This window comes from Pseudoalteromonas gelatinilytica (assembly GCF_001641615.1).
Classification (GTDB): Bacteria; Pseudomonadota; Gammaproteobacteria; order Enterobacterales; family Alteromonadaceae; genus Pseudoalteromonas; species Pseudoalteromonas gelatinilytica.
This window is the reverse complement of the sequence record NZ_LRRU01000022.1, coordinates 216,943-239,621: the sequence shown is the minus strand read 5'-3', so window position 1 is coordinate 239,621 and position 22,679 is coordinate 216,943. Positions and strand designations below refer to the sequence as shown.

Annotated in this window: 22 protein-coding genes and 1 pseudogene; 3 read left to right on the top strand and 20 right to left on the bottom strand. The window is 43.0% G+C overall.

Annotated features, from left to right (window positions below; translation table 11 throughout):
* Positions 1-44: 44 nt before the first annotated feature.
* Positions 45-1,556, bottom strand: coding sequence for a sodium/proline symporter PutP (gene putP / locus NH153_RS18390; protein ID WP_063706652.1), 1,512 nt, complete (start codon positions 1,554-1,556; stop codon positions 45-47).
* Positions 1,557-1,927: 371 nt separating this feature from the next.
* Here putP and NH153_RS18385 point away from each other — a divergent pair, with 371 nt between their 5' ends.
* Positions 1,928-3,151 (top strand): EAL and HDOD domain-containing protein, encoded by a 1,224-nt coding sequence (locus NH153_RS18385; protein ID WP_063706650.1) that lies wholly within the window; start codon positions 1,928-1,930, stop codon positions 3,149-3,151.
* A 65-nt stretch (positions 3,152-3,216) separates the two neighbouring features.
* Here NH153_RS18385 and NH153_RS18380 read toward each other — a convergent pair whose 3' ends face one another.
* Genes NH153_RS18380 through ccmA form a run of 10 tightly spaced genes read right to left on the bottom strand, consistent with a single transcriptional unit; the run spans position 3,217 to position 10,932 of the window.
* Positions 3,217-3,948, bottom strand: coding sequence for an MlaA family lipoprotein (locus NH153_RS18380; protein ID WP_063706648.1), 732 nt, complete (start codon positions 3,946-3,948; stop codon positions 3,217-3,219).
* Between the two features lie 9 nt (positions 3,949-3,957).
* Positions 3,958-5,220 (bottom strand): c-type cytochrome biogenesis protein CcmI, encoded by a 1,263-nt coding sequence (ccmI, locus tag NH153_RS18375; protein WP_063706646.1) that lies wholly within the window; start codon positions 5,218-5,220, stop codon positions 3,958-3,960.
* Positions 5,221-5,682 carry a cytochrome c-type biogenesis protein gene (locus NH153_RS18370; RefSeq protein WP_063706644.1) on the bottom strand — a complete coding sequence of 154 codons (462 nt, stop codon included), beginning with the start codon at positions 5,680-5,682 and terminating at the stop codon, positions 5,221-5,223.
* Complete coding sequence (locus tag NH153_RS18365; RefSeq protein ID WP_063706642.1) at positions 5,682-6,251, bottom strand: DsbE family thiol:disulfide interchange protein; 570 nt, start codon at positions 6,249-6,251, stop codon at positions 5,682-5,684. Before NH153_RS18365 ends, NH153_RS18370 begins: the two co-directional genes overlap by 1 nt.
* Positions 6,248-8,203 (bottom strand): heme lyase CcmF/NrfE family subunit, encoded by a 1,956-nt coding sequence (locus NH153_RS18360; RefSeq protein ID WP_063706640.1) that lies wholly within the window; start codon positions 8,201-8,203, stop codon positions 6,248-6,250. The genes NH153_RS18365 and NH153_RS18360 overlap by 4 nt, the downstream gene beginning before the upstream one ends.
* A gap of 1 nt (position 8,204) precedes the next feature.
* Positions 8,205-8,684, bottom strand: a complete 480-nt coding sequence (gene ccmE, locus NH153_RS18355; RefSeq protein ID WP_063706638.1) for a cytochrome c maturation protein CcmE — start codon at positions 8,682-8,684, stop codon at positions 8,205-8,207.
* Positions 8,681-8,884, bottom strand: a complete 204-nt coding sequence (ccmD, locus tag NH153_RS18350) for a heme exporter protein CcmD (protein WP_063706636.1) — start codon at positions 8,882-8,884, stop codon at positions 8,681-8,683. The genes ccmE and ccmD overlap by 4 nt, the downstream gene beginning before the upstream one ends.
* A 2-nt stretch (positions 8,885-8,886) precedes the next feature.
* Positions 8,887-9,624, bottom strand: a complete 738-nt coding sequence (locus tag NH153_RS18345; protein ID WP_063706635.1) for a heme ABC transporter permease — start codon at positions 9,622-9,624, stop codon at positions 8,887-8,889.
* Between the two features lies 1 nt (position 9,625).
* Entirely contained in the window at positions 9,626-10,312 is a 687-nt protein-coding gene (gene ccmB, locus NH153_RS18340) for a heme exporter protein CcmB (protein ID WP_054553246.1), read from the bottom strand.
* Positions 10,312-10,932 carry a cytochrome c biogenesis heme-transporting ATPase CcmA gene (ccmA, locus tag NH153_RS18335; protein ID WP_082874107.1) on the bottom strand — a complete coding sequence of 207 codons (621 nt, stop codon included), beginning with the start codon at positions 10,930-10,932 and terminating at the stop codon, positions 10,312-10,314. The genes ccmB and ccmA overlap by 1 nt, the downstream gene beginning before the upstream one ends.
* 102 nt (positions 10,933-11,034) lie before the next feature.
* Between ccmA and fliK the strand changes: the two genes are divergently transcribed.
* Entirely contained in the window at positions 11,035-13,818 is a 2,784-nt protein-coding gene (gene fliK, locus NH153_RS18330; RefSeq protein WP_063706631.1) for a flagellar hook-length control protein FliK, read from the top strand.
* 5 nt (positions 13,819-13,823) lie between these two features.
* Entirely contained in the window at positions 13,824-14,132 is a 309-nt protein-coding gene (locus NH153_RS18325; RefSeq protein WP_063706630.1) for an EscU/YscU/HrcU family type III secretion system export apparatus switch protein, read from the top strand.
* A gap of 26 nt (positions 14,133-14,158) precedes the next feature.
* Here the strand turns inward: NH153_RS18325 and NH153_RS18320 are convergent, their stop codons facing one another.
* The 9 genes and pseudogenes from NH153_RS18320 to NH153_RS18280 form a co-directional block, all read right to left on the bottom strand.
* Complete coding sequence (locus NH153_RS18320; protein ID WP_055020709.1) at positions 14,159-14,563, bottom strand: DUF2802 domain-containing protein; 405 nt, start codon at positions 14,561-14,563, stop codon at positions 14,159-14,161.
* Positions 14,564-14,578: 15 nt separating this feature from the next.
* Entirely contained in the window at positions 14,579-15,076 is a 498-nt protein-coding gene (locus tag NH153_RS18315; RefSeq protein ID WP_063706628.1) for a chemotaxis protein CheW, read from the bottom strand.
* A gap of 21 nt (positions 15,077-15,097) precedes the next feature.
* The gene (locus NH153_RS18310) at positions 15,098-15,856 is read right to left on the bottom strand and encodes a chemotaxis protein CheW (RefSeq protein WP_063706626.1); all 759 of its coding nucleotides are present in this window, start codon (positions 15,854-15,856) and stop codon (positions 15,098-15,100) included.
* A gap of 2 nt (positions 15,857-15,858) precedes the next feature.
* Entirely contained in the window at positions 15,859-16,629 is a 771-nt protein-coding gene (locus tag NH153_RS18305; protein ID WP_063706624.1) for a ParA family protein, read from the bottom strand.
* Positions 16,630-16,640: 11 nt separating this feature from the next.
* Entirely contained in the window at positions 16,641-17,600 is a 960-nt protein-coding gene (locus tag NH153_RS18300) for a flagellar motor protein MotB (RefSeq protein ID WP_063706622.1), read from the bottom strand.
* A gap of 6 nt (positions 17,601-17,606) precedes the next feature.
* On the bottom strand, positions 17,607-18,371 hold the full coding sequence (locus tag NH153_RS18295) for a flagellar motor protein (RefSeq protein ID WP_063706620.1): 765 nt from the start codon (positions 18,369-18,371) through the stop codon (positions 17,607-17,609).
* Positions 18,364-19,527 (bottom strand): protein-glutamate methylesterase/protein-glutamine glutaminase, encoded by a 1,164-nt coding sequence (locus NH153_RS18290; protein ID WP_063706618.1) that lies wholly within the window; start codon positions 19,525-19,527, stop codon positions 18,364-18,366. The genes NH153_RS18295 and NH153_RS18290 overlap by 8 nt, the downstream gene beginning before the upstream one ends.
* Before the next feature lie 63 nt (positions 19,528-19,590).
* Positions 19,591-21,881: pseudogene (locus NH153_RS18285) on the bottom strand (chemotaxis protein CheA).
* A gap of 15 nt (positions 21,882-21,896) precedes the next feature.
* Positions 21,897-22,664 carry a protein phosphatase CheZ gene (locus NH153_RS18280; protein WP_063706616.1) on the bottom strand — a complete coding sequence of 256 codons (768 nt, stop codon included), beginning with the start codon at positions 22,662-22,664 and terminating at the stop codon, positions 21,897-21,899.
* Positions 22,665-22,679 lie beyond the last annotated feature (15 nt).

Here is a 22,679-nt window from a genome sequence, read left to right as displayed (position 1 = left end):
AAAAAGGGCAACATCAGTTGCCCTTTTTTGTACTCAATCAAAAATTACAGTGATGATTCAACTTCATCAAATAAATCTGTGATTTCTTTTTTCGGCACAGCCGTCATCAGGCTCACTACGACAATTGCAATAGTCGATAAAACAAAGCCCGGGACAATCTCATAAAGGAGTGCACTCAGCGTTTGACCATTAATAGTAATTGGCGCGTAAATCCAAAACAGGACTGTTGCAGCACCGACCACCATACCGCTAATCGCACCTTGCAAGTTCATACGTTTCCAGTAAAGACTAAGCAGCACTAATGGGCCAAATGCAGCACCGAAACCTGCCCAAGCATTACTAACCAAATCAAGAATCGAGCTATCACGGTCATAAGCGAGGTAAATAGCAAGAATTGCTACCAGCATTACGCTGATACGGCCGACTAAAACAAGCTCTTTTTGTGATGCATTGCGGTTTAAATAGATTTTATAAAAATCTTCTGTAAGTGAGCTTGAACACACCAATAACTGCGACGAGATGGTACTCATAATGGCGGCTAAAATTGCTGCTAATAAGAAGCCTGCAATTAAAGGATGGAAGATTAGCTCAGACAACACTAAGAAAATGGTTTCTTTATCATCAATTGGCATTTGGTTCTCAAGCATATATGCCGCACCAAAAAGACCTGTTAATACAGCACCAATTGCTGAAAGTGTCATCCACGACATACCCACACGACGCATAGTTGGCATATCTTTAACAGAACGTACCGACATAAAACGCACAATAATGTGTGGTTGACCAAAATAACCAAGGCCCCATGCCATAGCAGAGATAATGGCAATCGTTGAGCCACCGGCAAACCAATCCATCATATTCAGGGCGTGGATCTCAGTGTCTTTCGGTGAGCTTAGCAGTAAGTCATAACGTGCATTTGCTAAGGTATCCATAAACGGTTGATCAAGCATGGTATAGGTTGCAATCGGCACTGCCAGTAGCGAGATAAACATGATACAGCCTTGTACAAAGTCTGTAAGGCTCACTGCTAAGAAGCCACCAAACAAGGTGTAAATAACAACAACACCCGTTGTAATGTACAGACCCATCTCGTAACTCATATTAAATGAATTTTCGAATAACTTGCCGCCAGCAACAACACCTGATGAGGTATACAAGGTAAAGAAAACGATGATTACAATCGCAGAAATAACACGCAGTATATTTTTATTATCATCAAAGCGGTTAGCGAAGTAATCTGGAATGGTGATTGAGTCATTTGCTTTTTCTGTGTACACACGTAATCGAGGTGCAACTAAAAAGTAGTTAGCCCAAGCACCTAATACGAGACCTATAGCAATCCAAACTTTGCTTAAACCAAACAAGTACATTGCACCAGGTAGGCCCATCAGCAACCAACCACTCATATCTGACGCGCCAGCTGAAAGCGCTGCAACACTTGGTGATAAATTACGACCACCTAGCATATAACCTGATACATCATCTGTGGATTGCTTATAAGCATATAGCCCAATCCCCAGCATAACGATGAAGTACAATGCTAACGAAATTATCATTCCTGTTTCCAAATTAGCCTCCAATAATTGATTAATGTTGGCTTTTAATCCGAATAATGACTCGCAAGTTATTTAATTTAAAGACATTATTGGGGTAAAAACCGATATCACCCATGACTATAACACGCTTCCCCCCTACAACTCCAATCAAGCCGTTGAGTGACATGGCACAGAATTACAACCTTTTCATAACAAAAATGTGATATTTAATCGCAAGTTATAGAATTTCATCACAATTTATCCTAGTCTTAAGATCAAAACAAAATCAGTATTTATCCTCAAATACGCGCATTTAATTAATGCTATTTCAGGCACAATGGCATATATTGCTCATGGATAAATGAATTAACCGAAGTGGACATGCTAGGACTATGTATTTTTACGCTGCACGCCAACCTATTTTAGATAAGGAAAAGAAACTTGTCGGCTACGAACTCCTGTTTAGGGATGGCGTAGATAACGTGTTTCCAGACATTGATGGCGATGAAGCAACATCACGACTCATTGAAGGTAGTCAGTTCAATTTTGGTTTAGAAGATTTAACGGATAACAAACCAGCGTACATTAATTTCACTTTAGAGACACTCCAAAAAGGCTACCCACTTTTATTGGGTAAAGAACAAGTCGTTGTCGAAATTCTTGAAACTATTCAACCTGGTAAACGTTTACTTGCGCTGGTTAAAGATCTAAAAGAGCGAGGCTATACACTGGCACTTGATGATTACATACACCAACCTGTCTGGCGTCATTTTTATCCGTATATCGATATGATCAAAATTGACTTTTTAACCTGCGATCAAGAGTCAATTGAAGCGGTTATTGAGGCAATCAAACCTCATCCGCATATCAAGTTGCTTGCCGAAAAAGTGGAAACATACGAGAAATATCAGCTGGCTCTAGAAATGGGCTTTAGCTACTTTCAAGGCTTTTTCTTTTCGAAACCTGAGATGGTACAAAGTAAAACTTTACCACCTTCTGAGATGGCTCTTGCCGAGCTTCTATACGAAACATCGAGTATTGATTTAAACCTCAGAAAAATCACTGAGGTGTTTGAACGTGACGTTAACTTGTCTTATAAGTTGCTACGCTACTCAAACTCAGCGGCCTTTAAACGTCGCGCTGAAATCAGTACTATTAAACAAGCACTTATCGTATTAGGTAGTGAAGAAATTAAACGTTTCTTGTCGCTGCTATTTGCAGCTCAAGTTTCAGCGGATAAACCTGCTGAGCTTATTCGCCTTTCGTTAACCCGTGCTCGGTTTGCTGAATTACTCGCAATCAGCCACGGCAAATTGCGAGATACAGGTATGGCATTCTTAACGGGTATGATGTCGTTGATGGATGCTATCTTAGATGAAGACATGCCAAGCGTAATGAATAAGCTACCGCTAACCGTCGAAATAAAAGATGCGCTGCTTAAAGGTGAAGGCTTACTCGCTACCTATCTAAACCTTGTAAAATTTTATGAGCAAGCAGATTGGGAAAAAGCGAAAGAAATCCAACAGCAGTTGGGTCTTAAGCCTGAAGAAGTACCAGACGCTTACCACGATGCATTAAGTTGGTCTAATGACCAAATGAGTGTGTTTGGGGATTAATACCAATTCGCTTAAAGATATAAAAAATGCCAGCAATTGCTGGCATTTTTTTGAGTTGAATAATCTTAAAGATTCTCTAAAAAGTCTTCATCAAAATCATCAGGCTCTTTTTCTACTGGCGGATTGCCGTCATATAGCTCATACAATTGACGCTGGAAGTAGATATCCTTCATAAAGATATATGGGTCAAGCGACTCATTTAATAAGCTCTCTTGCGGCATTAATGAAGCACGTGCCTCAACTGCTTTCAGTGCAAACACCAATATAGTCTGTGGCGTCGTTAAGGTGATTTCAGGTAACACAAAGTTATCGACCACATCACCGGTTAAGTTTCGTGCAGTACTTGGCCCCATACCTGGGATCATTAAGTAAGCACCATCACCCACTCCCCATACGCCGAGGGTTTGACCAAAGTCCTCATCAACGATTTCTAAACCCAATGATGAAGCAACATCAAAAAAGCCGAGTAAGCCCACCGTCGAGTTCACTAAAAAACGCGCAAAGCTAATGCCCATATTACCCGGTTTACCCTGTAAACCAGCATTAACCATGTCAGTCGGTGCAGTGATGTTATCGGTAAAATTAACAATACTGCGTCTAACCGGTGCGGGGGTTACTGTGATGTAACCAACGGCTGCTGGGCGAAGAATATACGCATCAAGTACGTCCATATTAAAATCATACATAGGACGGTTAAATGATTGCAGAGGATCTCGTTCATCCACTTTTTCTTCTGGTATCTGTGCGCATCCTGCAAGCACTACAAAAAAGATAAAAAATATACTGTGCCTAAACATCGGCTATCCTTACGGTATTAACTCATTAATTAGCAGCGAATATTCTTTAACGTTTGCACGCTCTAAGACATCCGACTTGCCTTCCAACTCGCCGCTAGAAGTTACCACAGTTGCATCTTTTGATAAACGCGCAGTTAAAATAATTTTATCTACACTCGATAGATTCAAGCCATCAACCATGGCATTCGTATCACTTAACGTCACGGTTAGCGGAAAACTGTATTCGGTCATTTTAACCACAGCCAATGGCATTTGTGGGCCACTGGCTGCTTTAGCAAAAACAAATAACGTACCGTTTTGTGGCTGTGAATCAACCAGTGCCGGGTCTAAATCAACTGTGATGCTAATTTCACTGTTTGACGCTTTTGCTAACTCTGTATTCGTTGTTTGCTGCTCATTATTTAAGTGGGCATCAATTTCAGCAATACGCTCTGCAATCATGCTATAACGCGGATCGTTTTGCTGCATACTTGCAAGCAATACTTCAAATGCAGTTTTAGCTTGTAGCCAATCTTTACGTTCATACGCAATCAAGGCTAATAATGAGATTGCATCAATATTAGTTGGCTCGGCTTTTAACACTCTTGATAACATCGTCGCAGCACGAGACATATTCGCATCACTGCCTTCCATTAACAGTACTTGCGAGTAGCTGATCAGCACTTGCTTGTTATCTGGGTTCATTTTAAGAACCTTATCAAATGACTGCATTGCCATATCAAATTCATTTAATGACATTGCAACTCGACCAAGTAGCATCCACGCCACTTCGTCATCACCACTTTGATCAAGCTTAGTACGCAGTGCTAACGCAAACGCTTGTAGCTCATTTGGTGTTAACGGCTCACCTTCTTGCATCACGGCACGCTCGCCATATGACTTAAGATTTGCCATCGCGTCATGCCAGCCTTTAATTTGCTGCTGGCTACCCGTATAACCATAAAAGATGGCTGTTAAAACAATTAAAAAGCCTGCGCCAGTAAGTGCAAAAATACGGTTATTACCTTTACTGTTTAACGCTTTTTCTGGAGACAACTCATTGAGCAAACGACGCTTTTGTTCGATAACTGACTCATCGTACATTTGTGCATCAATACGTTGGTTATCTAGTTCAGTTTTAAGCTCATCTAAACGTTGATGATAAATTCGGATTAATTCCGAGTTTGCATTGTGATCAAGGCGTTGAATACGTTCGCGTTTAAAAAACGGTACGACAACAAATAGCAATGCAATCAGTGTGAGTAAAACAAAAGAAGCCCACATTAATGCCATCTAGCTTTGCTCCTGACGTTGATTTTGTTCAATTAACTTTGCAAGTAACGCTTCGTCTTGCTCTGTCCATGTTTGTTTTACTGATGCCTTACGTTGGCGTAAAACGATAAAGCCAAAGCCAAGTACCACAATCAATACTGGCAATACCCATAACACTAACGTTGCTGGCGTTACAGGTGGGTCGTAATGTACAAAGTAGCCATAACGGTCAATCATATAATCAATGACTTCATCTTTGCTTTTACCATCTTTCACCAGCGCCAACACTTTATCGCGCAAGTCTTTGGCTACAACCGCGTCTGAGTCGGCAATGTTTTGGTTTTGACATTTAGGACAACGCAGCTCTTTGGTAAGCTCACTGAAACGTACGGCCTGCTCTTTATCATCAAATTGATATTTGTCTTGCTCTGCAAATGCGCTAAACGTGATAAGCAAACTTGCTAAAAAAATCACGAGTCTCATTACTGTAGCTCCTGCATTAACGGTGCGAATTTAGCTCGCCATACACGTGGGTTAATATCACCGGTATGGTGCAGCAAAATGGTGCCTTGCTTATCAACTAAGAAGGTTTCTGGCGCGCCAGACACCCCTAAATCAAGGGCTAATGTGCGTTTTAAATCTAAGATATTGAATTGATACGGGTCGCCAGCACGATTAAGCATACTGGTGACATCTTCGCGTAGTGCGTTAATATCAAACTGGCCATCAAAGTCTGGGTCGTAGCCTTGCTCGTAGTATAAGCCAACAATCTTAACACCCTGCTCTCTTAGCTCAGTCAAGTAACCTAACTCAGCTAAACAGGTCGGGCACCATGTGCCCCACACATTAAGTAGGTACACTTCACCCTTTAAGTCGGCATCTGTCCAACGTTTTGACTCATCCATCAAATCGGGCAAATTGAATGCAGGCATCGCGTGTCCAATACGCCCTGTTTGTAGCTCACGCGGATTAGCAAACAAACCTTGGTATAAAAACACACACAGTAAAACAAAAACCAGTAACGGTGCTAGCGCGAGTAGTTTACGGTTCATGCTGATGCCTCCTGCTTAGTCGATTTTTGGCGATAGCGTTTATCACCAAGCACTAAAAAGCCAGCCAATGAAATTAAAATACCACCGAGCCACATCCAACGAACATACGGTTTATGGTAAATACGTAACGACCACGCACCTTGGCTTAATTGCTCGCCCAGTGCTAAATACAAGTCACGTGTAAAACCAGCATCCACAGCGGCTTCTGTCATAAATTGCATACCGATGTCATAACGACGTTTCTCAGCGTGTAACACGGTTACTTGTTTATCGTTTTTCAGTACGGTGACAACACCAGCATGGCCGCTATAGTTAGCACCACGAATTGTTTTAACACCATCAAAGCGGTACTGGTATTCATTTAATGCCACGGTTTCGCCTGGCTTCATTGATACATCACGCTCAACTGAGTAAGCAGAGGTTAGCGTTACGCCAGCAATCACAAATGCTAAACCAATGTGACCTAAAACCATCGCCCAATAACTTAACCCTAATCGTTTAAAGCCTTCGCCAAGCGAGCTATGAATAGTTACTTTTGCCGCTAAATCAACCAAAGTAGTAACAAAAATCCATACCGCTAATGTTGTTGCAATAAAGGTAATAGGTGCAATCACATCGTAGCTTGAATATAACCACGCTGCTGTTGCTACTAGGCTTACGAAGGCCGAGAGTGCAAATTTATTTTGCAGCATCGACCATTTATTTTGTTTCCAGCGTAATAGCGGGCCCATGCCCATTAAAATGGCAAACGGAACCAGTAGAATCGCAAACATCTTGTTGAAGAATGGTTCACCAATCGAGATACTGCCTAAGCCAAGTTCTTTGTGGATCATTGGCAATAATGTACCCAACAATACAATTAGCGTTGCCACAACTAAGAAAATATTATTTAGCCAAAGCGCAACTTCACGCGAAGCAAACTTATAACGGCCTTCACTTTTCACCTGTGATACACGCAGTGCATAAAGCGATAAACCACCACCCACAACAATGGCTAAGAAAGCTAAAATAAACATACCGCGATTAGGATCTGAGGCAAATGCATGCACAGATACAATGATACCCGAGCGCACAATAAAGGTACCCAGTAAGCTCAAAGAGAATGCTGCAATAGCGAGTAATACCGTCCAAGACTTAAAGACACCACGCTTTTCGGTGGTTGATAATGAGTGCAACAATGCGGTTGCCACAAGCCATGGCATTAATGATGCGTTTTCAACTGGATCCCAGAACCACCAGCCACCCCAGCCAAGTTCTGAGTATGCCCACCAACTACCGATGGTAATACCGAGTGTTAAAAAGCCCCATGCAGTCATTGTCCAAGGACGAGACCACTTAGCCCAGGTATTATCAAGCTTTCCGGTAAGTAGTGCCGCAATAGCAAATGAGAACGACACAGATAAACCCACATAGCCCATATAAAGCAATGGCGGGTGAATAATCATGCCAGGGTCTTGCAATAACGGATTTAAATCGCGACCTTCAACTGGGAAATACGGTAATAGGCGCTCAAATGGGCTCGACATTAATAAGGTGTAAAGCATAAAGCCAACGCCTAAAAAGCCTAGTACACCGAGTACTCGGGCACGTAAAACCCAAGGTAATGATTGCGAGCGCATTGCAACAACCGCTGTCCAACCCGCTTGCATCACTAACCAAAGTAAAATTGCTCCCTCATGGCCACCCCATGTCGAGGTAATTTTGTAGTACCAAGGTAAGGTGCTACTTGAGTGATAAGCAACATACGAAACGGTAAAGTCATCGGTTAAACTGGCATAAATAAGTGCTGCAAATGATAAAAGCACAAAGACGAACTGACCAATTGCCAGTGATGGGGCTGCGCGCATTAAACGTAAATTGCCGGTATGCGCCCCCCACAAAGGAAAAATACACAGTAAAACACTGAGCACCATGGCCAGTGTTAAAGAAAAATAACCGAGTTCTGGGATCATATTAATTGCCGCTATCTAAGTTATACGTCGGTTTCTCGTGTTTGATACCCTTCACAGCTTCAGCAACCTCTGCTGGCATGTATTCTTCATCATGCTTTGCAAGCACTTCAAAGGCATCAATTTCATTGGCTTTTACTAACACGCCCTGTGCCACAATCCCTTGGCCTTCACGGAATAAGTCCGGCAATATCCCTTGATAATTAATTGTCACCATAGGGCCTTTATCGATCAATTTGAAGCTCACTTTCAAGCTTGCTTCGTCACGTACAACTGAGCCAGGTACAACCATACCACCAATGCGGAGCTTTTGACCGACATGCGGTTTTTCTTTGTTCGGGCCTTTACCCTCAACAAGTTCGCTTGGGGTATAGAACAAATTAATGTTTTCTTGCAGTGCGTACAGCACTAAACCAATGGTTGCACCCACACCAAAAATAATGGCTACAACAGCTAATAAACGTTTTTTACGTCTTGGATTCATTGCCCTGCCTCTTGCTTCGCTTTCTTAATGCGCTCTTCACGTAGTGCTTGCTGCTTTACTGAAGAGAAAATACGTTTTGTATCGTTTAACGAACTAAATAAAATACCGAGTAAAATCAATGCACAGCTGCCAAAAGACAACCAAACATAAAAGCCATAGCCACCCATGGCAATAAAATCTGCAAAAGAATCAAACTGCATGATTAACCTCGCTCAAGCATATCACGCACCCACGGGCGGTGCTTTTCACGTTGTAAAATTTCGTTTTTAAGGCGAATTAAGGTCACCACACCAACAAAACCTGCAAACGCAACAATGTTCACCATTAATGGCCAAAACATACTTGGATCAATGGCTTTAGTATCAAATTTTGTAATAGTTGCACCTTGGTGCAAGGTATTCCACCACTCTACCGAGAAGTGAATAATCGGTAAGTTGATAACCCCAACAATGGCTAAAATACACGCTGCGCGACCCGCTGCTTTTTTATCTTCAAAAGCATGATAAAGCGATAAAACGCCTAAATACAAAAATAACAGAATAAGCTCAGACGTAAGGCGTGCATCCCATACCCACCATGCGCCCCACATAGGTTTACCCCATGCTGCACCGGTGATTAATGCTATCGCTGTCACACATGCCCCAACGGGTGCAATTGCAATCACAGCAAGCTCTGCATTACGTAATTGCCATACTAGTGCGATCACTGCTGCAATCGCCATAGAAGAGTAAGCGCCCATAGATAAAATAGCTGAAGGCACATGGATAAAAATAATTCGGTAGCTGTCTTTTTGTTGGTAATCGGCAGGGGCATAAGCAAGCCCCCAGACCCATCCAACAATCATACAAACCACCGTAACGACGGCGAAATAAGGCAGTAAGGTGTTACACAATTGGTAAGCACGATCTGCTTTTGCGTAGGGATGTAACCACTTCCACATATTAACTTACACTCACTTTCAATGCTGACGATATGGCAATTGGCGCCGCTATAATCGCTACGATTAGCATGGCACCAAGGATTGCAAGCTGCCCGCTATAGGCAAGCTCCATAGAGCTGGTATCAATAGCCGAGGTTGCAAAAATTAGTACAGGGATATACAAAGGCAAAACAAGCAAACTCATCAAAATACCGCCTTTTTGCAGTCCCACAGTCAGTCCAGCGCCAATTGCGCCAATGAAGCTAAGCAATGGCGTACCCAACAATAATGTTAGAACGGTTGCTAACAGCGCTGAACTTTCTAAATTCAATAACAAAGCAAATACCGGCGTCATCAGTACTAATGGCAGCCCCGTGATCACCCAATGAGCAGCCACTTTTGCAAGCACCGTCAACGGTAATGGGTATGACGACGCGATTAATTGCTCTAATGTTCCGTCGTGATAGTCATCGCGAAATAGCTTATCAAGGCCTAACATGGTTGACAGTAATGCAGCGACCCAAATAATGCCTGGCGCCATACGAGCAAGTAGACCGGGCTCAGGGCCAATTGCTAACGGAAAAAGTGTAATAACAATCAGAAAAAACAAGATAGGGTTAACGATTTCAGCACGCTGACGAAACGCTAATTTAAGATCTTTAGAAAAAACCGCAGAGAATAATTGCCAATACGAATGCTGTTTTACCATCAGTGGCGATACTCCAAAGTCACTGTTTTTAGATCACTAAATTGTGTTGTTAAATCTTGGTGAGTGGTTAAAAGAATCGCCCCACCTGCATTTAAGTGCTCGACAAAACGTTCTTGCAAAAATGCAACACCGCTTTTATCAAGTGCAGTAAATGGCTCATCAAGGATCCATAGTTTGGCATTGTTTAACCACAGCCTAACTAGAGCTACACGGCGCTGTTGCCCTGCTGACAACATACGAACAGGCACATCTTCAAGACCTACCAAGCCAATTTTAGCTAGGATCGGATACAAGTCTTGTTTACTATCGTAGCCATTAATTTTTAGCCAAAATGCGACATTTTCTAGGGCGGTAAGCTGTGTATTTACACCCGTTTTATGGCCAATGAACAGCAGCTCTTGTGCATATTCATCATAGTATTTTGAAATAGAACGCTCTTGGAAAAATACATCGCCTTCATCCGCCATAGCGAAACCCGCGATAATACGCAATAATGATGTTTTACCAGCCCCATTCGGACCAGCTAATTGCATAATTTGTCCCGATTTCAAGCTGAAATTAAGATCCGCAAACAAACAACGATCTTGCTTGATGCAGGTGACGGCCTTAATGTGTAACAAGATGACGATTCTCTATACCCAAAATTAGGCGTTAGTCTACCATAATGATAGGGTAATACGAATATTGCTTTAAAACGATTAACTTATATTTGATCTAAAATAATGAATAAACAAAGCCAGTTGACTCTCAGCACTCAGCTTAACCTTGATCCAAAAGCGATAAGCAGCGCATCACAGCATTCATCCAATGATGCCTTAAAAATGCTGGCTGAGCAGAACGTGACTGCCCGTAATATTGTGATTGGTAAGCACAGTGTACAAATGGACGTGCTAATCAATAACTCATGGCAAACATTACGCTTATCAACAGAGCAAGAAAACCTTAAAACTGAGCGCTTTTTAGCGGCCAATATTCAATTAAGTAGTGATGGTAAACAACTGAGTATTACACCAGCACCGCTGACGATTACACTAGGTAAAAGCCAGCAATTACAAGCACTGCTGAACTTGCTAACGCAAGGAAATGCACATACTACCGCGCCCTATCCTGCTCAAATTGCAGATAGCAAGGCCTTGTTACAACTACCCGCATTAAAGGCTGAGTTTGCCCTTAACAATAGCCTTGTTGCACTTTTAAAAGCCGAAGCGCCACTTAAAGCTATTTTGCTCCCAGCGACCAACCAACAAAGCAGCTTTAACTTAAACATTATTAACCGCTTTGGAGATTCACTTCATCAACAGACGGTTAGTCAACAAAAAGTGGCTGAGTTGGTGGCAAAGCTAACCCCCGAAATGAACTTAAAATTAGCTGGGCAACAAGTGCAGCTGAGCGTTGCCAGCAAGCAAAGCAACGAATTAACATTGCCGCTATCAACTATTTCACCAAAGCAAGCTAAGCAAATTCAAGCGCAGTGGCAATTTCATCCACACGCACTAAAAGTAACCCCTCACTCAGTTAAAGAAACATTAGAACTAGTAAATAAAATGCCAGTTCAGCAAGTGTTGTTGAAGAACTCGCTGTCAGAGACATTCATTCAAGCGTTAAAAAGCCAAGCAGTTGAACCTAAGAGTGCGTTGCTTGCGCCATCGAGTAGCTCACACTCTCCAATCAGCTCCTGGCTAAAAGACAGTTTTGCTGATTTAAAAACGCGTATTAGTGATGCCGTGCGCTATTTTGAAAAGCTCCCTGCCACCACAAAAGCAACGGTTAATCAGTCAACCAGTCAGCCGGTTGATAGCAAAAACACAATTAGCCAACTAGGTTTTAATGCCAAACAAATCGACATTGTAAAGTTTGCCGCTGTTCAGCAAAGCGCATTACAACAAGCGGCGCCTCACATATCCCCAAAAGCCAGTGACTCAATTGCAGCGAATGGACCATTACCCACAACTAAACAACCAGACTCACCAATAACAATCACTCTGTCGGCAAAGCAAGTGAGTTTACCTGTAAGCTATAATAATGCGCCGCCTTTAATACAGTTATTGCAACGCATAAAAGTCAGTTTGGAGCCGCTTGTCAGCGCGCAGCTCCCTGTCACACAAATAGCAATCAATAGTAAAGCGCAGAATCCTGCTTTGAAAACGGTTACGGCTTTGCAACAAACACCTGCAGACAACAAAGCGGTTAACAGCGCTGTTACTGCCATAAAACCTGACAAACCAGCCTCAGAGCAACTCGCTCAAGTTAAAAGTAACTTTGCTAATTCAGTACTCAACAATGCCAGTGAGCCGGCCTCTCAAACTAAACAGACGCCATTAAGCACAGCACCCAATTCGCTGACGCAAAATGTAAAGCCAGAGATAAAAGGGTCATCAGCACCTTTGCAGCAACACGCTGAGCAAGTTATAAAAACTGTGGCTAAAAACCTTGTAGCAGGACCTAATGAGCCAATAAAACAAACCGCATTAGCGACTCAAGCAATTAGTGAACAAGCTCAAGGGTTGCAAAAAGTTGCTCAGCAGCAAACTCAATTGCATGCCCCCTTTTTAGCAGCAAAAGAGCCAAACTTAGCTCAACCCTTATTGCCGATAAGGCCCATTGAAGCCGCGTTGATTGCTAAGTTATTACCACTTCCGGAAAGTAAGCCGTTAATAAGTACGCCACTGCCAGTGCAATTAACAGAAAAACTTGTAGCCCTGAGTGAGCAAAACACCTCGTCTTCGGTAGATTTGAATCGACTCGTGAATCAAGCGTTTAATCGCATGATCTCTAGTCAAAACATGCACCCGACAACAATTGAGCGAGAGCTTTTAAGTATTCTCAGACCAACCGCATTACCTAGCCAAACTCAGCAAGCGAGCTTTAGCCAAGGTTTAGAGCAATTAGCGGTGGCTTCACTGGCAGCACCCATTATCAATCAAGCACCAACGAGTATTAGCTTCAATAATCAAACAGGTCTTGATGCATTACTGCAAGTGTTAGTGCCCAATTTTAAAGCCGTTAACGGCAGCAAGTTACTCGAGCAATTGCAACAGCCAACGATGCAAGCAATGGCCGCTGAAGTATCTCAACTCAAACAGACTCTGACCCAAGTGCAGACAACGCCCATCAATCAGCAACAAGATAACAGTGCTTTGGCGCAGTTTTTCTTGCCGATGAAGTTACCTCCTGAAACAGGGCAAACAGAAATCAGCTTAGGACAGTATAAAAAGCCAAGTAAAAATAAACTCGAAGCAAAAAATGTTTGGTTTGTGCGGTTAAACTTTGACTATGCACAGCTTGGCAAGTTACAAATTACCGCAGAGGTGATGGATAAAGCGGTTGATTGTCAGTTACTTGCTTCTTCGCAAGAAGTAACCGCACTCGCTCATCCGCACTTAGAAACGTTACGTCATAAGCTTGCAAGCCATGGCTTAAATGTGGGAGAACTAAACCTGCAGCAAGGTGTGTCAAACCATCAGGCTTTTTATAAATCGCATGCGATTATCAACATTAAGGTGTAATTTTTATGAGTGAACACGCGATGCATAAATCTGCGATAGGCCTACTCTACGAAGCTGGCAGCTCGCCAAAAGTGACCAGTAAAGGCTTTGGTGAATTGGCTGAAGAAATAATCAAGCTCGCCGAGCAAAAAGGTATTCTGATACACCAAGATGCTGATTTAGCCCAAACTCTGTCTCATCTTGAGTTAGGTGAAGAAATACCGAAAGAGCTTTACTATGTCATTGCTGAGTTAATTGCTTTTTCGTACGTATTGCGGGGTAAATTTCCGCCGGGTTGGCACGATTTTCAGGGTAAGCTCAACATTCAAGCCTAGTGCTCAGATTCAAATAAAAAAGCGCCTTATTGGGCGCCTTTTTGTTTATGAAGTGACATGAGTAGCTCAGCTTCGGCTCTGGGTAATTCGCATTCACGAATTATTTCTTCTAAATCAGCACCTAGCTCAACCATTTTAACCGCTCGCGAATAAATTTTCGCATTCGGATCATCATATTTCTGTGCATCTTGCAGCTGTTCAAGCTCTTTACTTTTTTCTTCAACAGCGACAACACGTTTGCCAATACTTAGCATGCCGGCACGCATTTCAGCCACTTCGCTACGAAGAATACTCAATTGCTGTTGAGCTTCTTGCAGCTGTTTTTGCTTGGCCTGAATTGCCGCCGCTTGTTTATTGTTATTGACAAAAATAAGCCCCAAACACACTAATACAAGTAAGATTGAGGCACCAAACAAAGAGTATAACAGCATATAATTTCCAAACGCTTATAGTGCGCTTAGCTCGTCCCACTCATCGTCATTTAGTAATTTATTAAGATCAACCAAGATCAATAGCTCACCATCACGGTTAGATACGCCTTGGATAAACTTAGCACTTTCTTCTGTGCCGATATTTGGCGCACTATCAATTTCAGAGCTACGTAGGTAAACCACTTCAGCCACACTGTCGACCAAAATACCGATCACTTGCTTTTCAGCTTCAATGATCACGATACGTGAGTTATCAGTGACTTCTGCACCCATTAAACCAAAACGTGCACGCGTGTCGATTACCGTCACAACGTTACCACGTAAGTTAATGATACCTAACACATAAGACGGTGCACCTGGTACAGGAGCAATTTCAGTATAGCGAAGTACTTCTTGTACTTGCATTACATTAATGCCGTACGTTTCTTCTTCAAGTTTAAAGGTTACCCACTGTAACACTTCATCGTTGCTATCAGCATTTTTATTAGCTGACAGTAGTCTTTCTCCACTCATGCTATTACTCCGTAAAAATAGTTACTGCTCACGGCTGTCTAAGCCCTGCTCTAGCAATTGATATAAATTTTCAACGTCAATCAAGGCGCACATTTTCTCTTTGATGACACCTGCAAGCCAAGGCCGCTTACCTGATTTAGTTCGCCATTTTACATCTTCTTTTCGAAGCGTAATATTATTGACGAGCTTTTCAGCCAACAATCCCCATTGACTGTCACCTAAGGTGATTAAATACTGATAATTTAATGATTGTTCTAATTTTTCATCATATTTTTCTGGCATAACCCAACGTGCAGTATCAACAACATTCAGTTTTTCTTCACGGTTCAGCATCACGCCTTTAAACCATTTAGGCTTACCAAATAATTGGTTAACCTCTGCCAGCTGATGAATTCCCCCTAATGCTTTTAACGGCACGGCGAGCGTTAACCCCGCCACTTCGAAGAACAATGCCTGAAATTCACCATCAAAATAGTCTTCTTGGCGATCAGACGATGTTTTTGCAACCAGTTCTGCTTTAGGTTCTTCAACTATATCTTTGATATTAGCTTGGTTCTCGGTTTTCTCAAGCTCTTTAGTCGGTTCAGGGGTTGGTAAAACAGGTTCTGGGGTAGGCAGAATTTCCGTCAGCTTTTCTTCTGTCTTTGTTTCTGGCTCTTTAACCTGCTCTAACAGCTTTGCGACAGGCTCAAGGTTTTGGTCTGTAGGCTCATCTTCACACAACAAAGCGCCCAAATATTGGGTCATCACTTTTTCATTGGCAAATAAATGCTTACTCATCTCTAACCTTGTGCAACTAAGTAATCAAGCAGTGCGCGATAGGCAAATACCCCACGTGAACGCGGGCAAAATTGAATCGGCACTTGTTGTGCTAAACTAGCATCTCTAAATTTTGTATCGACAGGCACGACACCTGACCATACTTTGTCTTTGTAATTATCCTGCAGAGTCTTATAAGCTTCAAGTGATGCTTTAGTGCGTTTGTCATACATTGTTGGAATAATCGTATATTGATACTGTTTGGCTTGTGATGTTTGCATCAGCTCCATGGTGCGCATCATACGATCAAGCCCTTTTAAAGCCAAAAACTCAGTTTGTACTGGCACTAAAATTCGTTCGCTAGCTGCAAGAGCATTGACCATCAAAACGCCTAAAACAGGCGGGCAATCAATAATCGCGTAATCATAATGCTCGCTAATCTTGGCGAGTGCTTTTTTCAGTATTAAGCCCATGCCATTTTTATTACCCATGCTTCTATCAAGCGTCGCGATTGCCATAGTCGCAGGTAAAATATCAAGATTTTCAAGTGTTGATGGGCATAAAGCCTGTAAAATTTCTTCACTTGCCATACTGTTGCCGCGTGCAAATATATCGTACACACTGACTTCAAGATCTTCAGAATCAATACCAAAGTAATAAGTGAGTGATGCATGCGGGTCGGTGTCAATAAGTAACACGCGCTTCCCTTGTAAAGCGAGAATGCCAGCAAGGCTAACGGCTGTGGTGGTTTTCCCTACCCCACCTTTTTGATTCGCTACGGTCCAAACTTTCACATCACACCTTATTATTGTTCATTGCGCGTGGTAATCCTAATACCACCATGTGGTAATTGAATCACTTTAATGGTGTTATCATTGCTTGGCAACTCAATTTCAGTTGTATCTTGTGCTTGATTTTGTGGCTCTTGCTCTGAGCTTTCTGGCTCTTTAGGTGGTAGGCCATACTTTGACAAGGCGACCACCACTTTACGGTTTTCAGCACGCCCTTGCTCGGTATCATTACTCACAAATGGTGAGTATTGTCCGTAACCTTCAATGGCCATACGCGCTGGATTAATACCCAAACTTTCAAGTTCGACGAGTACCGATGTAGCCCGCGCTACCGATAACTCCCAGTTAGAACGAAACATCTCATTGCGAATACCTTCATTATCGGTATAACCACGCACGCGAATGTAATTATCAACAGGGGCAATAATATCTTTTACTAAGCCAACGACTTGTTTGGCTCGTTCCTGTGCAACGGCACTGCCCGATGAAAAAAGCATTCCAGAGCTTAATTCAATGATAAGCCAATCTTGATGAAGCTCTAAACTTGCTTCGCCATCACGAATTTCATCAATGAGCGCAGACTGCAATTTCGTGAGTAAGCTGTCAAGAGGCTTGCCGAGGTGTTTTTTCTCAATATTGCTGGTTTCGCTTTGCCCATCGAGTAACTCAGGCCCTTGCTCTTCTTTACGAATGCTCTCACCGTACAAAATATCGTTCTCGGTGCTGACTCTGTCAGTTAATATGCCCGTGCCGTTAACGCCTGTGCCCACCTGCTGTTGCTGACGAGCAGACTTTTCAAACACCTGTTCAAGAGAGTCTGAGAGAATTTGAAAGTCTTCATTTTTACTAATTGCGATTGCATACATGACCACAAAAAAAGCAAACATGATGGTCATGTAATCGGCATAAGAAACTAGCCAGCGTTCGGTGTGTTGGTTTTTTGACGTGTTATGACGCAAGCGACGGCGCATCATGTTAAATTACTCGTCAACTAAGCTTGGACGTTCTACACGATACGCCTCAAGTTTTAGTTCGATATTTAGTGGGCTCTCACCTTGCGAGATAGCAATAATGCCTTCAGCAAGTAATTCATGATACAGCATTTTTTGTTCAATTTGCTGCTTAAGCTTATTCGCCATTGGCAAAAAGAGTAAGTTGGCTAAACCAACACCATAAATGGTAGCGATAAACGCAGTAGCCACACCGGCACCCAGTTTTTCAGGATCGGTGATAAATTGCATGGCCTGAATCAACCCGAGTACCGCACCTAGAATACCAATTGTAGGGCTATAACCGCCCATGGCTTCGTAAACTCGGCTTACCTCGAGTAAGCGTTCGCGTTCTAGCATTAAATCAATCTCAAGGGTATCTCTGAGTTTTTGTTCATCAATCCCATCAACAAGTAGACTCAAGCCTTTTGCCGCATACGGGTCTGAATGAGATAATGCTTCAGATTCTAGTGCTAAGTAACCTTCTTGACGTGCCTTGTGTGACCAACGCTTCACTTGTTCTATAGCAGCTTCAATATCATGATACGGAGGGAAGAACACCCAATGACTGATCTTAAGCGTTTTGGTAAAGACACTACCAGGAGTCTGTAGCATCACAGCCCCGAGTGTCCCACCTAAAACAATGATCAGCGCCGGACCATTGAATAATGCACTGACAACACCGCCTTCAAGTGCATAACCAAAAGCAATGGCGCCTAAGGCAACGATTAAGCCAAGAAACGAGAGCTTATCCACAGCCAGTCTCACGAGTTAAGCGCGCTGCAACATCATTGAGTGCGAGGCTTTCGCTCGCTAATCCTGCGTTTGCAACAGCTTGTGGCATACCGTACACCACACTAGTTTTTTCATCTTGCGCCCAAATGGTTGCACCCACTTGCTTGAGCATGCGTGCACCATCACGGCCATCTGCGCCCATACCAGTTAAGACTACCGCCAGCACATCACCGGCAAAGGTTTTTGCGGCACTCGCAAAGGTGACATCGACGCTAGGTTTGTAGGTAATACGCGGGCTGTCATCTTCAAACACACGTAGTGTGCGAGAGCCGCCGCGCCCTTCAATCAGCATTTGTTGACCACCAGGTGCTAAATAAGCTGTCCCTGGCACTAAACGGTCACCATTTTGCGCTTCTTTCACATTGATTTTGCATAGGCCATTAAGCCTTGCAGCAAAGGCTGGCGTAAACGCCGCTGGCATATGCTGAATCAGCAAAATAGGGTGTGGGAAGTTAGCTGGCAACTGAGTCAAAATTGTTTGCAGTGCCACAGGCCCACCAGTTGAAGTACCAATCGCAACCAACTGATATTTTTTACCGGAGGCACGCATACTACTCACTGATGAAGACGATCCAGCAGATGAACTAGCAGGCGCTGTCGCAGTACGACTAAAGCTACGATCAGGCTGAACAATACCGCTGCTGGTCGTTGTGCTACGAGTTGGCGCAGATGTCGGTGTTGTTCTGGTCACTGGCGCTGGACGCGTAAAGCGAGAAAGTCGACGACGACCAATTTCTTTTACTTTATTTTGTAAAAGCGCAATTGCATCTTCATTATTGCGGGCAATATCTTCGAATTTTTTCGGTAAAAAATCTAACGCCCCAGCATCCAGTGCATCTAGGGTTGCTGTTGCGCCATCACGGGTGAGTGATGAAAACATTAAGATAGGAGTCGGTGTTGCTGCCATTATTTCTTTCACGGCACTAATGCCATCAAGAACTGGCATTTCAACATCCATAGTAATTACATCAGGTCTTAATTCACGGGCTTTATCTACCGCTTCACGACCATTTACGGCAAAACCAATTACCTGAATATTGCTGTCTTGCTCTAAAATTTCGCTCACTCTACGGCGAAAAAAGCTTGAATCATCAACAACTAATACTTTGACTGCCATTGGCACTCTCTTGTTTTATTTCATTGAAAGTGCAGCTTGAGCGCTGCACTTTACTATTTATTATTAGCCAACGTAGTGCTTCAGCATGCTAGGTACGTCTAAAATAAGTGCGATACCCCCATCAGACGTGATGGTTGCACCAGCCATACCCGGTGTGCCTTGCAATAATGCATCAAGAGGTTTAATTACCACCTCTTCTTGACCAATTAACGAGTCAACCACAAAGCCCACTTGTTTAGTGCCTATTTGAACAATAACCACGTGACCTTCTGCTTTGCGCTCTTGGCGGTTGGCTCCTTTTACTAACCAATGTTGTAAGTAGAAAAGCGGTATCGCTTTTTCACGTACAATAATTGTCAGCTGACCATCCACTACGTTTGTTTTCGTTAAATCAAGATGGAATATTTCGCTTACACCAGCAAGTGGTAAAGCAAATGTTTGCTCACCAACAATAACCATTAAGGTTGGTAGAATCGCAAGCGTCAACGGCACCTTGATTTCAAGTGCAGTCCCTACACCTAATTCAGACTGAATATTAACTGAGCCGTTTAATTGGGTGATTTTAGTTTTCACTACATCCATACCCACGCCACGGCCTGAAATATCAGAGATTTCTTCTTTCGTTGAGAAACCTGGCGCAAAAATTAGATTATATGCTTCTGTATCTGATAAACGGCTTGCTTGGTCATGGTCGATAACACCTTTGGTGATCGCAATTTTCTTCAGTTTCTCTGCATCCATACCCGCACCATCATCGCGGATAGTAAGTAGGATGTGATCACCTTCTTGCGAAGCCGACAGGGTTACAGTACCTGTACGCGGCTTGCCTGCAGCTTCACGCACATCAGGCATTTCAATACCATGGTCAACCGAGTTACGCACTAAGTGCACTAAAGGATCGGCCAGAGCTTCTACTAAGTTTTTATCTAAATCGGTTTCTTCACCAACTAATTGTAAGTTGATGTCTTTTCTTAAGCTACGCGCTAAGTCACGAACAACGCGTGGAAAACGACCAAAGACTTTCTTGATTGGCTGCATGCGGGTTTTCATAACCGCACCTTGCAAGTCTGCTGTCACCACATCTAGATTAGAAATAGCTTTACCCATTGACTCGCTGTTGCTGTTATTAGCAAGGCTTACCAAACGGTTACGAACCAATACTAACTCACCCACCATATTCATGATTTCATCAAGGCGTTTTGTATCAACACGTACGGTTGTTTCAGCCTGTGGTGGTGGCGCTTTCTTTGGCGCTGCTGCAGCGACGGGAGCTTTTTCCGGTGCTTTTGCTGGAGCTGGCGCTGGTTTACTTGCTGCTGGTGCAGGTTGAGCCGCAGGTTTTGAAGCTGCTGGTTGAGCAGGTTTTGCAGGCTCCGCTTTAGGCGTTTCTGGGGCTTTTTCTGGCGCTGCCGTTTCTAAAGACTGTGGCGCACTGCCTTTCCCATGTAATTCGTCAAGTAAGGCTTCAAACTCGTCATCGCTAATTTCATCGTCTGAACCACTACTTGTTGCTTCTGCAGCAGGTGTTGGTGCAACAGGTTCAGCAGCTTTAACAGGTTCTGGCTGAGCAACTTTATCTTGTTTTACTTCACCGAAATTGCCAACGCCGTGTAACTCATCTAATAAGCTGTCAAATTCGTCATCAGTGATGTCGTCACTGTCGCTACTAATTACATCTGGCGTGGTTGAAGCAGGACCTTGCCATGAAGCTCATCAAGTAGGCTTTCAAATTCATCTTCGGTGATTTCGTCAATGTTCTGTGATTCAGGCTTGCTATCTGCAAGACCACCGCCATCAAACAACATGTCGAAAGCAAATGGGTCATCTTCATCAATATTATCTGTCGCGATATCAGCTGTAACGTCAGGCGTATCGACAACTGGCTCTTCAATAACAGGCTCTTCAGGTGCAACTGCAACATCGCCTGCTACAGAAATATCTTCACCAGCGAGCTCTTCTGCTGTAGGTGGCTGGCTTAATTTATGAAGAACATCTAATAGGGCTTGATCTGCGGGCTCTGGTTGTTCGCGATTTTGAATCGTAGCGAACATTTCATTGATAGTGTCGAGGGCCTGTAGGATTACATCCATCAGCTCAGGTGTAACTGTACGCACACCTTGACGTAATAAATCGAAAACATTCTCTGCACCATGACACGCATCAACAAGCTCTGTCATGCTCAAGAAGCCTGCACCACCTTTTACAGTGTGAAAGCCTCTAAAAATGGCGTTTAAAAGATCTTTGTCTTCTGGGTTATTTTCAAGCTCGACTAATTGCTCTGACAAAAGCTCTAAGATTTCCCCTGCTTCAACAAGGAAATCCTGTAATATATCTTCATCGACTTCAAAGCTCATGCAGCTACTCTCCTCTTAGAAGCCCAGACTTGATAATAGGTCATCGACTTCATCTTGTCCTGAGACAACATCATCGCGAGACTCACTATCAATAATCGGCCCTTCAGGACCTGCTAGTGTATCACTGGTCGCAGGTGCTTTTTCTATGGCCTGTTTTTCTTGTTGTTGATGACCATCTTCTTGACTGCCAAACACAGTTAAGAGATTAATTAAACTGTCTTCTACTTCACGCACTAATTCGATGACTCGGCGGATAACCTGCCCCGTTAAGTCTTGATAGTCCTGAGCCATCAACACATTAGTCATCAAACCTTGTAATTCGTCGGTTTTGGTGTGCGAGTTATTCATGAACTTATCTAAGCTATGACATAACGATTTAAATTCACCGAGTTCAATTTCTCGGCTCATTAAACGATCCCAAGTGGGTTTTATTGTTGCGATTTCATCAGCAAGTTGTTGTGCAATCGGTAAACTTGCTTCAACCGCATCCATGGTTTTATTTGCGGCGCTTTCTGTCATTTCCATAACATAATTTAAGCGCTGCTTAGCGTCTGGGATCGCTTCGGTAGTTAAATCGGCGAGACGAGTATCTAAGTCAAAGTTTTTTAACGCTTCATGAAGCTGACGCGTCAATTTACCGACTTCAGCAAACAACTCTGATTGTTCTTTCGATGCAGCTTCAAGAATCAGCTTATCGGCTTTTTCTTGTTCACCATTTTCAAGATACTCAACAAGTTGACGAGCTTGCTCTAAACTTATTTGAGGCGCAGCAAGTGCTGACATAAGCCTCTCCCCTTA

Bases quoted from the DNA above. Each gene is read 5' to 3' on its own strand.
- NH153_RS18310 (WP_063706626.1), bottom strand. From the start codon at position 15,856: ATGAGTAAGCATTTATTTGCCAATGAAAAAGTGATGACCCAATATTTG.
- NH153_RS18380 (WP_063706648.1), bottom strand. From the start codon at position 3,948: ATGTTTAGGCACAGTATATTTTTTATCTTTTTTGTAGTGCTTGCAGGA.
- NH153_RS18315 (WP_063706628.1), bottom strand. From the start codon at position 15,076: ATGAGTGGAGAAAGACTACTGTCAGCTAATAAAAATGCTGATAGCAAC.
- NH153_RS18385 (WP_063706650.1), top strand. From the start codon at position 1,928: ATGTATTTTTACGCTGCACGCCAACCTATTTTAGATAAGGAAAAGAAA.
- NH153_RS18320 (WP_055020709.1), bottom strand. From the start codon at position 14,563: ATGCTGTTATACTCTTTGTTTGGTGCCTCAATCTTACTTGTATTAGTG.
- ccmB (WP_054553246.1), bottom strand. From the start codon at position 10,312: ATGGTAAAACAGCATTCGTATTGGCAATTATTCTCTGCGGTTTTTTCT.
- NH153_RS18370 (WP_063706644.1), bottom strand. From the start codon at position 5,682: ATGAGACTCGTGATTTTTTTAGCAAGTTTGCTTATCACGTTTAGCGCA.
- NH153_RS18360 (WP_063706640.1), bottom strand. From the start codon at position 8,203: ATGATCCCAGAACTCGGTTATTTTTCTTTAACACTGGCCATGGTGCTC.
- NH153_RS18300 (WP_063706622.1), bottom strand. From the start codon at position 17,600: ATGATGCGCCGTCGCTTGCGTCATAACACGTCAAAAAACCAACACACC.
- putP (WP_063706652.1), bottom strand. From the start codon at position 1,556: ATGATAATTTCGTTAGCATTGTACTTCATCGTTATGCTGGGGATTGGG.
- NH153_RS18325 (WP_063706630.1), top strand. From the start codon at position 13,824: ATGAGTGAACACGCGATGCATAAATCTGCGATAGGCCTACTCTACGAA.
- ccmE (WP_063706638.1), bottom strand. From the start codon at position 8,684: ATGAATCCAAGACGTAAAAAACGTTTATTAGCTGTTGTAGCCATTATT.
- NH153_RS18345 (WP_063706635.1), bottom strand. From the start codon at position 9,624: ATGTGGAAGTGGTTACATCCCTACGCAAAAGCAGATCGTGCTTACCAA.
- NH153_RS18365 (WP_063706642.1), bottom strand. From the start codon at position 6,251: ATGAACCGTAAACTACTCGCGCTAGCACCGTTACTGGTTTTTGTTTTA.
- NH153_RS18290 (WP_063706618.1), bottom strand. From the start codon at position 19,527: ATGGCAGTCAAAGTATTAGTTGTTGATGATTCAAGCTTTTTTCGCCGT.
- fliK (WP_063706631.1), top strand. From the start codon at position 11,035: ATGAATAAACAAAGCCAGTTGACTCTCAGCACTCAGCTTAACCTTGAT.
- NH153_RS18280 (WP_063706616.1), bottom strand. From the start codon at position 22,664: ATGTCAGCACTTGCTGCGCCTCAAATAAGTTTAGAGCAAGCTCGTCAA.
- ccmD (WP_063706636.1), bottom strand. From the start codon at position 8,884: ATGCAGTTTGATTCTTTTGCAGATTTTATTGCCATGGGTGGCTATGGC.
- ccmI (WP_063706646.1), bottom strand. From the start codon at position 5,220: ATGGCATTAATGTGGGCTTCTTTTGTTTTACTCACACTGATTGCATTG.